The 13,487-nt window shown below is 62.0% G+C and carries 16 protein-coding genes; 6 read left to right on the top strand and 10 right to left on the bottom strand.

Annotated elements, in window-relative coordinates:
- Positions 1-13 precede the first annotated feature (13 nt).
- On the top strand, positions 14-472 hold the full coding sequence (bcp, locus tag HFX_RS09980; protein ID WP_004060191.1) for a thioredoxin-dependent thiol peroxidase: 459 nt from the start codon (positions 14-16) through the stop codon (positions 470-472).
- A 405-nt stretch (positions 473-877) separates the two neighbouring features.
- Here the strand turns inward: bcp and HFX_RS09975 are convergent, their stop codons facing one another.
- Both HFX_RS09975 and HFX_RS09970 read right to left on the bottom strand, forming a co-directional pair.
- On the bottom strand, positions 878-3,142 hold the full coding sequence (locus tag HFX_RS09975) for a CDC48 family AAA ATPase (RefSeq protein ID WP_004060192.1): 2,265 nt from the start codon (positions 3,140-3,142) through the stop codon (positions 878-880).
- Positions 3,143-3,391, bottom strand: a complete 249-nt coding sequence (locus HFX_RS09970) for a DUF7127 family protein (protein WP_014732550.1) — start codon at positions 3,389-3,391, stop codon at positions 3,143-3,145. It lies immediately after the preceding gene.
- Positions 3,392-3,722: 331 nt separating this feature from the next.
- Between HFX_RS09970 and HFX_RS09965 the strand changes: the two genes are divergently transcribed.
- Positions 3,723-4,505 (top strand): alpha/beta fold hydrolase, encoded by a 783-nt coding sequence (locus HFX_RS09965; protein WP_004060194.1) that lies wholly within the window; start codon positions 3,723-3,725, stop codon positions 4,503-4,505.
- A 30-nt stretch (positions 4,506-4,535) separates the two neighbouring features.
- Here the strand turns inward: HFX_RS09965 and panB are convergent, their stop codons facing one another.
- On the bottom strand, positions 4,536-5,345 hold the full coding sequence (gene panB / locus HFX_RS09960; RefSeq protein ID WP_004060195.1) for a 3-methyl-2-oxobutanoate hydroxymethyltransferase: 810 nt from the start codon (positions 5,343-5,345) through the stop codon (positions 4,536-4,538).
- Between the two features lie 148 nt (positions 5,346-5,493).
- On the opposite strand from panB, the gene HFX_RS09955 reads away from it, so the two are divergent.
- Positions 5,494-5,775 carry a DUF5822 domain-containing protein gene (locus HFX_RS09955; protein WP_014732551.1) on the top strand — a complete coding sequence of 94 codons (282 nt, stop codon included), beginning with the start codon at positions 5,494-5,496 and terminating at the stop codon, positions 5,773-5,775.
- A gap of 135 nt (positions 5,776-5,910) precedes the next feature.
- Positions 5,911-6,759, top strand: a complete 849-nt coding sequence (locus tag HFX_RS09950; protein ID WP_004060197.1) for a translation initiation factor eIF-2B — start codon at positions 5,911-5,913, stop codon at positions 6,757-6,759.
- Positions 6,760-6,790: 31 nt separating this feature from the next.
- Here the strand turns inward: HFX_RS09950 and HFX_RS09945 are convergent, their stop codons facing one another.
- The 5 genes from HFX_RS09945 to HFX_RS09930 all read right to left on the bottom strand — a co-directional run bounded on the left by HFX_RS09945 (position 6,791) and on the right by HFX_RS09930 (position 10,143).
- Complete coding sequence (locus HFX_RS09945) at positions 6,791-7,165, bottom strand: hypothetical protein (RefSeq protein WP_004060198.1); 375 nt, start codon at positions 7,163-7,165, stop codon at positions 6,791-6,793.
- A 56-nt stretch (positions 7,166-7,221) separates the two neighbouring features.
- Entirely contained in the window at positions 7,222-8,391 is a 1,170-nt protein-coding gene (locus HFX_RS09940; protein ID WP_004060199.1) for a Gfo/Idh/MocA family protein, read from the bottom strand.
- Positions 8,388-8,579 carry a hypothetical protein gene (locus tag HFX_RS19675; protein WP_137685674.1) on the bottom strand — a complete coding sequence of 64 codons (192 nt, stop codon included), beginning with the start codon at positions 8,577-8,579 and terminating at the stop codon, positions 8,388-8,390. Before HFX_RS19675 ends, HFX_RS09940 begins: the two co-directional genes overlap by 4 nt.
- Positions 8,580-8,585: 6 nt before the next feature.
- A complete protein-coding gene (locus HFX_RS09935) occupies positions 8,586-9,554 on the bottom strand; it encodes a sugar phosphate isomerase/epimerase family protein (RefSeq protein ID WP_004060200.1) in 969 nt (322 codons plus the stop codon).
- 112 nt (positions 9,555-9,666) lie between these two features.
- The gene (locus HFX_RS09930) at positions 9,667-10,143 is read right to left on the bottom strand and encodes a GNAT family N-acetyltransferase (RefSeq protein ID WP_049917505.1); all 477 of its coding nucleotides are present in this window, start codon (positions 10,141-10,143) and stop codon (positions 9,667-9,669) included.
- Positions 10,144-10,320: 177 nt separating this feature from the next.
- Here HFX_RS09930 and HFX_RS09925 point away from each other — a divergent pair, with 177 nt between their 5' ends.
- Both HFX_RS09925 and HFX_RS09920 read left to right on the top strand, forming a co-directional pair.
- The gene (locus HFX_RS09925; protein ID WP_049917506.1) at positions 10,321-10,731 is read left to right on the top strand and encodes an archease; all 411 of its coding nucleotides are present in this window, start codon (positions 10,321-10,323) and stop codon (positions 10,729-10,731) included.
- A 118-nt stretch (positions 10,732-10,849) separates the two neighbouring features.
- A complete protein-coding gene (locus tag HFX_RS09920; protein ID WP_004060203.1) occupies positions 10,850-12,310 on the top strand; it encodes an RtcB family protein in 1,461 nt (486 codons plus the stop codon).
- Positions 12,311-12,331: 21 nt separating this feature from the next.
- On the opposite strand, the gene HFX_RS09915 is transcribed toward HFX_RS09920, so the two are convergent.
- Positions 12,332-12,736, bottom strand: coding sequence for a hypothetical protein (locus HFX_RS09915; protein WP_049917513.1), 405 nt, complete (start codon positions 12,734-12,736; stop codon positions 12,332-12,334).
- Between the two features lie 195 nt (positions 12,737-12,931).
- Entirely contained in the window at positions 12,932-13,486 is a 555-nt protein-coding gene (locus HFX_RS09910) for an HAD family hydrolase (RefSeq protein WP_004060205.1), read from the bottom strand.
- Position 13,487: the final 1 nt, after the last annotated feature.

Raw genomic sequence — 13,487 nt, 5'->3', positions numbered from 1 at the left:
TGAACTGGGAGCAATGCTCGAAATTGGCGACGAGGCTCCCGACTTCGAACTGTCTGACCAGCACGGCGACACCGTCTCGCTTTCGGACTTCCACGGCGAACACGTCGTCGTCTACTTCTACCCGCGAGCGGACACACCGGGCTGTACCACCGAAGCCTGCGGCTTCCGGGATGCGTGGGACGAGTTCGAAGCCCGCGACGTAGCCGTCATCGGCATCAGCGACGACCCCGTTTCGGACCTCGACTCGTTTACCGAAAAGTACGACCTGCCGTTTACCCTCCTCTCGGACGAGGACGGAAGCGTCTCGACGAAGTACGATTCGTACGGCGAAAAGAACATGTTCGGAAACACGTTCGACGGTGTCTTCCGGAACACGTACATCGTCGGCCCCGACGGCGCTATCGAACAGGTCTACGAGGGCGTCTCGCCCGAGGGCCACGCCGAAGCGATTCTCGACGATATCGACGCCTGAGTCTCGGAAGGGTCGGCGATTTGTCGGCAACGTTTCGTAAATTGCGCCGCCTGTAGACACCAGTAGTTCTTCGTCAACGACGTCGTCTGTAGATTCCGAGAGTACCCTGTGGACCGTCTCGTGTTTCTGTAGACTCGAGCGGTCTCACGAGACGCAGAACCGACTACCGAATGCCGAGTACTATCTTTACAAACGAGGAGGGGCACACCGGATTTCCGGTGAAATGAACGTAGAACTAGTTGATAATTTCGTATCCCGAGAACTGCGTATTCCTACATAGCGGACAAGAGTGATAAGAACGTATCGATTGTGGAGTCAAAAGTGGCTTCAGCAGTCGAAAGATGTGCCAAAAAACAGCAGCGAGTCGAAATGAACGAAGCCGGTTAGAGACGGGTTACAGCCCGTTTACTGGAAGGTCCGCCCGACGCCGGTATCGCGGTCGCGTTCGACCTCGCTCTTTTGGAAGCGTTCTTCGATTTCATCGTAGCGGCGGCGCACGTCGTCGGTGACGCTCGGGCCGATTTCGTCGAGGGCGTTTTCGAAGTGTTCCATCGTTACGCGGACGTTGCCGATGCTCTCGTCGATTTCCTCTTTGTTCACACTCTGGATGAACTCGCGGGAGGCGTTCATCGATGCCTCGCGGGCGAGGGCTTCGAGGTCGGCACCGACGTACCCCTCGGTTTTGGACGCGATTTTGTCGAGGTCGACATCGTCGGCCAACGGCTTCTCGCGCGTGTGCACGTCGAGGATGGCGCGACGGGCCTCCTCGTCCGGCACGGGGACGTGGACGTGGCGGTCCAGCCGACCGGGGCGCAAGAGCGCCGCGTCGATGAGGTCCGGCCGGTTCGTCGTGGCGATAACGACCACGTCTTCGAGTGCTTCGAGACCGTCCAACTCCGTCAGGAGTTGCGAGACGACGCGTTCTGTGACACCCGAACTCGTCGTATCACTGCCGCGTTCGGCCGCGATGGAGTCGATTTCGTCGAAGAACACCACAGTCGGAGCGTTCTCGCGGGCTTTCTTGAACACTTCGCGGACGCCCTTTTCGGACTCGCCGACGAACTTGTTCAGGAGTTCCGGCCCCTTGATTGAGATGAAGTTCGACTCCGCCTCGTTGGCGACGGCCTTGGCGAGAAGGGTCTTCCCCGTCCCCGGCGGACCGTACATCAAGACGCCCTTGGCGGCGTCCATGTCCATCGCCTGGAACACCTCGGGGTATTCGAGGGGCCACTGGATGGTTTCGCGGAGGCGTTCTTTGGTATCTCCAAGTCCGCCGACATCTTTCCACGTAACGTCGGGGACCTCGACGAACACCTCGCGGAGTGCCGAGGGTTCGATACCCTTGAGCGCCTGTTTGAAGTCGTCCTCGGTGACGCGAAGCGTCTCCAGTACTTCGGCGTCGATTTCCTCGGCCTCGAGGTCGAGTTGCGGGCGGATGCGGCGCAGTGCGTGCATCGCCGACTCCTTGGCGAGGGATTCGAGGTCGGCACCGACGAACCCGTGGGTGCTGTCGGCGTAGGCATCGAGGTCGATGTCGTCCGTAAGCGGCATGTTCCGCGTGTGGACCTGCAGAATCTCCTTGCGGCCGTCGCGGTCCGGAACACCGATTTCGATTTCGCGGTCGAACCGGCCACCACGACGGAGTGCCGTGTCGATGGCGTCGACGCGGTTGGTCGCACCGATGACGACGACTTCGCCACGTTCGTCCAGTCCGTCCATCAGCGAGAGCAGTTGGGCCACGACGCGGCGTTCCACGTCGCCACCGGCCTCACCCCGCTTTGGCGCGATGGAGTCGAGTTCGTCGATGAAGACGATTGCTGGCGAGTTCTCGGTCGCTTCCTCGAAGACTTCACGGAGTTGTTCTTCGGACTCTCCGTAGTACTTCGACATAATCTCCGGCCCGGAGATAGTGTGGAAGGACGCGTCGATTTCGTTGGCGACGGCCTTCGCGATGAGCGTCTTTCCGGTACCCGGCGGGCCGTGCAGGAGGACACCTTTCGGCGGCTCGATGCCGAGGCGCTTGAACAGTTCCGGGTGACGCATCGGCAGTTCAATCATCTCTCGGACCTGTTCGAGTTCCTTGTCGAGACCACCGATGTCTTCGTAGGTTACGGATGGACCGCTTCCGTCACCTGCCGCGGTCTCTGTAATCTGCTCGGCGGGTTTCTGGCTCACCTGGAACTCAGTGTTGTCGGTGACGACGACCGTTCCCTCCGGATTAGTCGAGGCAATCTTGATGGGCACCGACTGGCTCGACGCGCTCATGAAACCGAAGCCGAGCGGCAGTTGGATACTCTGACCCTGCGTGACAGGTTGCCCCGAGAGCTTATCGCGGATGTACGTCCCGATGTTTCCGCCGATACGGAGGTTCTGGGGGAGAGCGATGGTGACGCGACTGGCGGGTTTCACGTCTGCTTTCTCCACGTTGACGCGGTCGTCGATACCGACGCCAGCCTGCTGGCGGAGACGGCCATCGATGCGGATGATACCCGTTCCCTGGTCTTCGGGGTAGCCCGGCCAGACGCGCGCGATTGCGGTGCCCTCGTTCGGCCCCTCGATGCGGATGAAGTCGCCGCCTTCGAGGTCGAGTTCGGAGGCAGCGGCTCGGTCGATTGCGGCGAGTCCACGGCCGGCGTCCTTCTGTTTGAGCGGTTTGACGATGAGTTTCATTTATTTGTGGATGGTGATGGTGAGCACGCCGTTTCGAACCTCTACATCGGCATCGCTGCCGGGGAGTTCGAACTCCGTCTCGGTCACGTGGTCGTCGGTGTTGGCCACGACGATGGCCGTCGAGCCGACGATATCGACGTCGATCTCGTCTTCCGAGAGAGCGACGTCGGCCGCGATGACCCAGCTGTCTTCGTATTCGTACCGGCGGATGAAACGCTCGTTTCCACCGGTGAACTGTTGCATGCTCATAGTGAGTCTAACCTAAGGTTAGCTCTTTGTATATTTAAATCTTGTTTCGGTGAATCGGGTGACAGTGGCGTATTACCGAACTTTGGTTGAATTGCGGTTCACACTCGTCACACCTCACAGTATAGTTCACACCGGAGGAACGTCAATCTAGTGGCTACAATCCCGGTTATTGTACGAACCGGGGAGAACACGGGGTGAGCGTCCGTTGTAGGGTCGAATCGGTGCGTCCGAAGAGAGATAGATACAGCGGAGAAAACGAACGGTCACGGCGCAGCAAAGGCGGGCCGACACGGCGTAGGGGTTTATTCGCTCGCGGCGTCCAGATTCCACCATGGACGCGGCTACGGTGGACCACCACGGACGGACGATAGCATATCGACACCGTGACGCTGGCGGGACAGGACCGACAGTGCTGTGTATTCACGGAAGCGGCGGCTCACACGCCGTCTGGCGCGGACAGTTCCGCATCGCCAGCGACTATCCGGTTGCCGCGCTCGACCTGAGCGGGCACGGCGACAGCGACGATGTTGACGCCGCCCCCGGCTACGAGACGCTCTCTGCCTACGTCGACGACGTGGTCGCCGTAGCCGAAGCAACTGGGGCGAGCGTCCTCGTCGGGAACTCCCTCGGCGGTGCCGTTGCGATGACGCTTGCGCTCGAACGCGACCTCGACCTCGATGCACTGGTTCTCACCGGAACTGGGGCTAAACTCTCCGTGCTCGATGATCTCCTGACGTGGCTCGACAACGACTTCGACCGCGCCATCTCGTTTCTCCACAGCGGAGACAAACTACTACACACGGACGATGAGCGGTTCCGCGAAGGGTCGAAAGAAGCGATGTACGATGCGGGACAGGTCGTCACTCGACGCGACTTCCGCTCGTGTCACACCTTCGATGTTCGCGACGACCTCGACCAGATTACCGTTCCGACGCTGGCGCTCGTCGGCGAGCACGACCGCCTGACACCGCCGTCATACCACGAATATCTCGCCGCCGAGCTTCCGGATTGCGAGTTCGGAACCGTCGAAGACGCCGCTCATCTCGCCATGTTAGAGCAACCGACGGCGTTCAACGACGCGGTGACCTCGTTTCTCGACCGCCGACTCGAATAGGAGGTAAAAATTCCGGCTTGCTGTCAGTTCTCAGTACAACTCGTCGAGGTCGTCTTCGACGTGACTGTGTTCTTTGGCGGGGAACTCGCCGTCTTCGACGGCCTCCTTGTACGCGCCGACGGCCTTCTCCATCTCCGATTTCACGTCGCCGAACTGGGTTGCAAAGGGCGGCACGCGGTCGCTCATACCGATGACGTCGTCGACGACGAGGACCTGTCCGTCGCAATCCGGTCCCGCACCGATGCCAATAGTCGGAATGTCGATTGCCTCCGTGACCTGCTTTGCGACGTTCGCGGGAACGTGTTCGAGGACGAGCGAAAACGCGCCAGCATCGGCGTGCGCCTCCGCAAGTTCGAGGATTTCACGGGCGGCATCCCGGTCGGTTCCCTGTCTGCTGTAGCCGAGTTGTTTGACACGCTGCGGCGTGAGACCGAGGTGCGCCATCACGGGGATGCCGAGTTGAACGAGTTGCTCAGTCAACTCGACGGTGTGCGGCCCGCTTTCGAGTTTGACCGCGTCCGCGTTGGCCTCCTTCAACATTCGTCCGCAGTGCTCGATACTCGATGCCTCGTCCACGCCGAACGAGAGGAAGGGCATATCGGCGACGACGAGGGCATCGTCGGTTGCACGCGCCACCGCACCGGTTCGACTCTGCATCTCTTCGACTGTCACCGGCAGCGTCGACTCGTAGCCGAGTTCCGTATTGCCCATGCTGTCGCCGACGAGAATGATGTCGATACCTACGTCGTCGACGATGTGCGCCGTCGACGCATCGTATGCCGTAAGCATCGTGATTGGCTCGTTTCCAGCCTTCGACCGAAGGGCACGTACCGTGACCATGCAGGCCGTTCGCACGTCCGGGTTATGAGCGTCACCCTTGCGGTCCGGGGTGTAACCGTCCCGGCGTATCGACTGATTCGGGTCGTAAACAACGCGAAATTCCGACCGGAACCGGCACACATTAGCCCCCGCCGTGATAGCTCTACCCGTGCAACTAGTCGAGCGGACGAATCCGGAGGGTGTCGATTACGGATGGGTCATGCAGATGACCTTCGTGACGACGATTCTCGTCGGGTCGCCCATCGTTGCGCTCCTCTCGTTGAACGCTGGGCTACAGACGTGGGGTGCGCGCGCCGAATTCGCGATTCGTGTTGGTGCAGTCATCTGGTTCGTGACCTCCATCGCCCTGTTCATCTACGCCAAGCGAACCGACGCGGGCGACGGCGGAAGTGACCCTGAAACCAAAGCCGAGACTAGCACCGAAGACTGATACCCCCGACTCCGAACCTGACGACTTCCAGAAAGACCTAACGACCCCAGCAGATACCTAACGACCCCAGCAGATACCTGACACTCCGGCGGTGAGTGCCGGAAACTCTTTCACACGATACGGCGACGTTCGCGTATGATAGACGAGACCATCGAGGAGATTCGTGAGATGCAGACGCACAGCTCCTCGGTCGTCGCCGTCAAGGCCACGCAGTCGCTCGCAGAGTTGACCGAGCGCGACTACGCGACCGTCGAGGAGTTCGAGCGCGACCTCGAACGGAACATCGGCGCACTCAAGCGCGCAAACCCATCGCATGCATCGCTCTACAACGCCTTGCAGGACGTTCTCCAGAGCGTCCAGGGCGAGACGGACAGCCTCGATGAAGCGCGGGAACTCACCCACAAAACAATCAACCGCGTCGTCGAGAACGTCGAGACGGGCAAGCGCCGCGCGGCGCAAGAGGCGGCCAAGACAATCGAAGACGGAGACACGTTCCTCACGCACGACTACTCGTCGACGGTGATGGAAGCCGTCGAAATCGCCGTCGCCGACGGCGCTGAACTCACCGCCTACCTCACCGAGGCCCGCCCACGGTACCTCGGGCGCAAGTTCGCACGCGAACTCGCCGATGTCGACGGCGTCGAACCGCACCTGCTGGTCGACAGTGCATCCGGACTGTTCCTTCCCAAGTGCGACCGCGTCATCATCGGGATGGACTGTATCGTCGAGGACACGCTGTACAACCGCGTCGGAACGTTCCCACTCGTCGCCGCCGCAAACGAAGTTGGCGTCCCCGTTACTGTCGTCGGGTCCGGTGCGAAAGTCGTCGACGACGGTTTCCGCTTCGAAAACGAGATTCGCTCGCCCTCCGAAGTAATGCTCGAACCCGTCGAAGGCATCGAGTTGGAGAACCCCGCCTACGACGCCACGCCGGTCGACCTCATCGACGAGGTCATCACCGACGAGGGCGTGCTGACGTTCTGATTCGCGGTTCTCATTTTCACCGTCGCGGGTTTCAGAGTTGGCCAACGAAGAGTGCGCCGACGAGCAGCACGACACAGCCTGCGCCGAATCCAATCGAGGCGGCGGCACGCGCTTTCGCCGAGGTGCCCGCTGGGAAGCCGAGGAATCCGAACAGCGCGCCAATCGGGAGCGAAACGACGACCGCGTTCACCACGAGGTTGTCCCAAAGTGGACCGGGAACGACGCGAAAGTAGGCCGAGCCGAGCGTGGCAAGCGGAAAGAGCGTCCCAGCGACGAGTCCCGTGACGCCGAGTTGCAGTCGAGAAACCGAATGAACATCCAGACGGCGAATCACGACGCCAGCGCCGACGCTGACGACCGCACCGAAGGCCAATAGGCCGAAGATGAGCGGCTGGCTGAGGACCATCAACTACGTGTCGGTAGAGCGTGTGAAAAATCCTGTCGGCCTAGTTTCATCTCAGCCTATTCGAGGCTGACCCACTCGCCGGTCTCGTCGGACCGCTCGATGGCGTCGAGCACTTCTTGGACCTCGTAGGCGTCCTCGAACGATGGGTGGAACTCGCCACCTTCGGCCGCCTCGCCGGACTGCGTCCGGCTGCCCGCAGCGGCCCGCTCTGCGACGGCGGTGAGGAACTCGTAGTTCTCGTGGACGAAGGTGTGTTCCCAGCCGATGACGTGGCCCGGTGGCCACCAGTTTCCTACGTAGGGGTCCGACTCGTCGGTGACGAGCACGGTCTCGTAGCCGCGGGCGTCGCCCGTCTTTACCTCCAGTTCGTTGAGGCGTTCGAGCGAGAACGTCAGACTCCCCTCGGAGCCGTGAATCTCGATGGTGTGGTCGTTCTTGTGGCCGTCGGCGAATCGAGAGGCTTCGAACGAGCCGACTGCGCCGTTTTCGAACTCGGCCTGTGCCGTGTAGGCGTCGTCGACCGTGACGGGTTTGTACTCGTCCGTTCCGGGCACCGGTCGCTCGTCGACGAACGTCTGGAGGTGGCCGGAGACGCGTGTAATGTCGCCCGCGACATCCGAATCCCCGACGAGGAAGCGCACGAGGTCGATAGTGTGCGCACCGAGGTCGCCGAGCGCGCCGGACCCGGCGAGGTCTTTGTCCATGCGCCACGCCCACGGTGCTTCGGGGTCGACGAGCCAATCCTGTAGGTAGCGTCCGCGGACATGGTGAATCTCACCGAGTTCGCCGTCCTCGATGAGACCCTTCGCGTACTGAATCGCCGGGACGAACCGGTAGTTGAACGCGCATCCGGCCACGCCGTCGGCGTCGCGGGCGGCGTCGCGCATCTCTTCGGCTTCTTCGAGCGTCGGGGCGAGCGGTTTCTCACAGAAGACGTGTGCACCGGCTTCGAGGGCCGCGATGGACGGTTCGGCGTGGAGATGGTTCGGCCCGAGGTTGTAGAACACGTCCACATCGCCGACCACGTCGCGCCAGTCCGTCGCCGTCGACTCGAAGCCGAAGCGGTCGGCGGCATCGGCGAGGGCTTCCTCGTCGCGACCGACGATGACGGAGCGCTCTACGTCCGGCGCGTCGGGGAAGAACATCGGCAGGCGTGCGAGGGCGTTCGCGTGCGCCTTACCCATGAATCGGTAGCCGAGGACGCCGATTTTGAGGGATTCAGTCATTGTGTCACCCCACCAGCCGATTCAGTACCGCGAGCGAGGCCGAAGGCCGAGTCTCGTGGCACTTTTTGGTCCAGATTTTTCCGGTGAGCGGGCCACGAAGCGGCCCCGAACCGGAAAAAGGTGGGCCTGAATCGGTAGCCGAGGACGCCGATTTTGAGGGGTTCGGTCGTAGAATCGGTGTTACTCATCGAGAATCACTCCGCCCAGTAGGCCTCGCCGGGTTGCGTTTCGAAGACGGCGCGCGAGAGCACGTCGACGGCCTTCTCCAGTCCCTCGTTCGAGGAGGTGAGCGCGTCTTCGTGTTCGATAGAGAGCGCGCCCTCGTAGCCGACCATTCGAAGCGTCGAGACCACGTCCTTCCAGTGGCCTTCGTCGTGGCCGTAGCCAATCGAGCGGAAGAGCCACGAGCGGGCGGCGGTGTCGGTGTAGGAGGTGGTGTCGAGGACACCCTTGACCTTCGCGTGGTGGTCGTACACTTTCGTGTCCTTCGCGTGGAAGTGGTGGATAGCGTCGTGGTCGCCGAGGAAGCGAATCGCTTCGGTTACGTCGATATCCTGCCAATAGAGGTGCGAAGGGTCGAAGTTCGCACCGATGCGTTCGTTGGTCGCCTCGCGCAGACGCATCATGCCCGTCGGTTCGTAGACGAGCATGTTCGGGTGCATCTCGATGGCCATGTCGACGCCGTGGTCGTCGGCGAATTCGGCGAGGTCGGACCAGTAGTCGATGGCGACGTCCCACTGGTACTCGTGGGCGTCGGCGTGCTCGGTCGGCCACGGGGCCGTAATCCAGTTCGGCACTTCGTCGTTCGGGCCGCCTGCCGGGAGGCCGGAGAAACACGTGACGGTGTTTACGTCGAGGACACTGGCGAGTTCGATTGCCTCGCGGAGTTCTTCGTCCGCCTCGGCGGCTGTTTCTTCGTCGGGATGCAGCGGGTTGTTGTGAGTCGCTAGCGCGCTGATTTGCATCTCGCGCTCCTCGACGGCGGCGAGCAGGGCAGCCTGTCTCTCGTCGTCACCGAGGACGGCCGCTCGGTCGACGTGGTCTTCGCCGGGCCATCCGCCGACGCCGAGTTCGACGCCTTCGACGCCGATACCCGACAGATAGTCGAGCGCGTCGGCGAGAGATTCGTTTCCGAGTGGGACAGTGAGCACACCGATGTACATACACGAGCATATTACTACGAACTGAATAAAAATTAAGGATGCGGGCAAAGAGCCTCGTGGCTCACTGGTAATTCACTGGTAATCGACGCGCGCAGCCGGTCGAAGTGGTGAGCTACCGAAGGAGGAATTCGGAGAGGCGCTCTCTGAGACTCGCTTCCTCGCCGAGTCGGAGATAGAACGCGGAGCCGCCGTCTTCGTAGTAGTTCTCGATGCGGCGGCGGACGGTAAAGCCGATGTTCTCGTAGAAGTCGAGGGCATTCTGATTCGTCGTGCGGGCGTGACAGGTCACGACGGGATGCTCCTTGGCAACTTCCGCGACGAGTCGCTTCGCGTATCCCTTCCCGCGGGCGTCGGGGGAGACGGCGAGAAAGAGAATGTAGCCGTCACGTCGTGTCGAGGCGAAGGCGACGAGCGTGTCGTTTTCGAAGAGGAGATACGTCGTCGACCGTCGGTAGGCGTCCATGAAGAACCCTCGTCGTTGCTTCAGGAGACCCTCATCGACCCGAATTTGCTCTTTCAGGTCCCACGCCTCCTCGGCGTACTCCTTCTGTCCGGGGGCGTCGACCCGCATCTCCACGTTGACGCTCACATTCCGAGGTTACCGGAGCGAGAATATAACTCCACCGTCCGTCAGTATACCTCATAGATACCACTGGTGGAATGTGTCAAGAGCCGGCAACAGACCTGGGAAGTGACGGGTTCTTGAGAGGCGCAGGGACGACGACTGACCGAAAGGACGAGGGTAGGCGGTGCCCCTGTGTTCAGTATGTGCTACACACTTCGCGAACACACTGCCGACGTGGCAGTCGAAGCCCACGGGTCGACCCTCGGCAACGTCTTCGCCGCCGTCGCCGACGGTCTCACTGCCGCGATGTGCGACGAGTTAGCCGAGACAGGCGACCGATTTTCGTTTTCCGTTCGGGCGGAGAGTCGAGAAGCGCTGCTGTTTGACTACCTCGACCAACTCATCTACGAACGCGACGTGCGCGGCGTCCTCCCGGCCGCCCACGAGGCGACAGTGCGTCAGACAGACGACGAGTGGATTGTCGACGCCTCGGCACGGGGAATCCCCTTTGCCGACGTGGACGCCCGCGACGTGAAGGCCGTCACGTACTCCGAGATGCGACTCGAGGAGACCGGAAACGGGTGGGAAGCGTACGTCGTTTTCGACGTGTGAACCGACGATACTGACAGTCGGATAAATGGTAGACGGGCAGACCTTGGTGTCGTGAAGACGTTTTCTTGTGCGGACGCGTGACGGAATCCTATTGAGTCGCCGTCTCGATTATTCATACATGACTACACGCGAGTTCGGCGATATCGAACTGCGACGAGTTCGTGAGCACGTCTGGGAGATTCCACAGGAGGGCGAGATGAACGCCCCCGCACGGGTGCTCGCCTCCGAAGCGTTGCTCGAACAGATCGGACAGGACAAGACGCTCGAGCAGTTGCGGAACGCGACGCACCTGCCGGGCATCACCAACCACGCTATCTGCATGCCCGACGGCCACCAGGGCTACGGCTTCCCTGTCGGCGGCGTCGGCGCGACCGACGCCACAGATGGCTGTATCTCGCCGGGTGCTGTCGGCTACGACATCAACTGCGGCGTCCGCATGATGACGACGAACCTCACCTACGAGGACCTCAAGGGCAAGGAAGCGGAACTGGTCGACGCCCTCTTCGAGGCGATTCCGTCCGGTCTCGGCGGTGGTGGTGTCGTCACGGGCGACGCGGAGACTATCGACGATATCCTCGCCCGTGGGATGGAGTGGGCGCTCGACGCGGGCTATGCGACCGAAGACGACCTTGCACACTGCGAAGACGAGGGGTCCCGTGACGACGCACGACCCGAATACGTCTCGCAGAAGGCCAAAGACCGCGGACGCAACCAAATCGGAAGCCTCGGCTCCGGGAACCACTTCCTCGAAGTGCAGCGCGTCACCGACGTGTACCGCGAGGACGTGGCCGAATCGTTCGGTCTCGAAGCCGACCAAATCGTCGTCCTCATTCACTGTGGCTCTCGCGGTCTCGGCCACCAGACCTGTACGGACTACCTCCGGCGAATCGAGAAGGAACACGCGGACCTCCTCGAAGAGCTACCGGACAAGGAACTCGCCGCCGCACCCGCGAGGTCGCAACTCGCCGAAGAGTACTACGGCGCGATGTGCGCCGCCATCAACTTCGCGTGGGTGAACCGGCAACTCGTCATGCACCGCACGCGCGAGGTGTTCGCCGACGTGTTCGACCGCGACTGGCGCGACATGGAGATGCGACTCCTCTACGACGTGGCACACAACATCGCCAAGAAGGAAGTCCACACCGTTGACGGCGAGGACCGAGAACTCTACGTCCACCGCAAGGGCGCGACCAGAGCGTTCCCCGCGGGCCGACCCGAACTCCCACCGGCGTACGCCGACGTGGGGCAGCCGGTCATCATCCCCGGCAGCATGGGCGCGGGAAGTTACATCCTCCGCGGCGGCGAGTCCTCGCTCGACCTCACGTTCGGGTCGACCGCCCACGGCGCAGGCCGCTTAATGAGCCGAACGCAAGCGAAACAGGAGTACTGGGGCGAGACGGTTCAGGAAGAACTCCGCGAGCAACAGAAAATCTTCGTCAAGGCGCAATCGGGCGCGACGGTGGCCGAGGAAGCACCCGGCGTCTACAAGGACGTTGACGAAGTCGTTCGCGTCTCCGACGAGTTAGGCATCGGCGACAAGGTGGTTCGGACGTTCCCCGTCTGCAACATCAAGGGCTAACCGTCCGAGACTCCCGAATTCTCAGAACCGACCCGGCCCGCGCGGGCCAGTATCCGGCCCTCGCGGACTCGATGGTCCCTGTCCGCCGATGACGACGTAGTCGCTTTCGGGAACGGACTCCACTTCGCGGCCGTGTTCGTACTTTACGAACGAGAGATAGAAGTCGCGGCCGCATGGCGACGCCAATCCCGGGTTCTCCACGTCGTCCGCCTCGCTCACCACGTCGGTCCACGTCAGGTCAGGCGCGTCGCTTTCGCCGCAGACGAAGTGGATTCCTTCGGCGTCCTCGAAGTCCTCGTCCGGGTCAGCGTACACCCACCCTTCGAGCGGATAGGGCGTTACTGACTTGTCGGCGAGGTAGCCGTCGCGTTCGAGTTCGACGACCGCGCCGCAGTGCGGACAGTAGTACGAGACCGGGTATCCCATGTCGAGGAAGTAGAACCCGTCGGGCTTAACGGCCTCGGCGGAACGAAAGACGCCGGTCCGCAAATGTTCATATACGATTCCGCGGCCAGTATCCCCGTGCGCTAAGTATCGCCGCGAGGCGTGACGCGGGTGTGCGGCACGGCGTCTCGCGGAGCGGTCGTGCCGAGTGCCGCCTGTCCGCAACAGAAGTGACGTTCAGACTCCTGATGGACCGCCATCGACGTATCTGAACGCGATATCGGCGCGCTCCGCAGTCTTCTTGTCTCGAGCCGAGTCGCCGATGAACACCGCGGCGCCGGGGTCAACGTCCATCCGACCGAGCGTCTCGAGGAGTGGCTCGGGGGCCGGTTTTTGCGTCGCCACAGTGTCGCGACCGACGAGTGCGTCAACGTGGTGGGTGAGGTCGTGAACATCGAGTGCGACGCGACAGGCGTCTTCGGCGTTGAGCGAACAGACACCCGACGGAACGCCGTCGGCGGTAAGGTGGTCGGCGAGCGGGAGCCGGTCGGAAGTCCACGCTCCCTGTCGCTCGTGTGCCGAAAGTTCTCGTTCTAGTTCGTCGCGGACGCCGGCCTCGTCGGCGACATCGAGCATCCGCCAGAGGTCCATCGAGTCCGCTTCGACGCCCGCGTCTTGCAAGACGAGCGCGGCGTCTTGAGCGGCTGCAGCCCAGTCGACGCGGAGGTTCACGAGCGTCCCGTCGAGGTCGTAGACGACGGCATCGAAATCCGAGAGGTCGGGGAGCGCCATT

The sequence above is a fragment of the Haloferax mediterranei ATCC 33500 genome, from assembly GCF_000306765.2.
GTDB classification, from domain to species: Archaea; Halobacteriota; Halobacteria; order Halobacteriales; family Haloferacaceae; genus Haloferax; species Haloferax mediterranei.
This window is presented reverse-complemented; position numbering and strand designations above follow the sequence as displayed.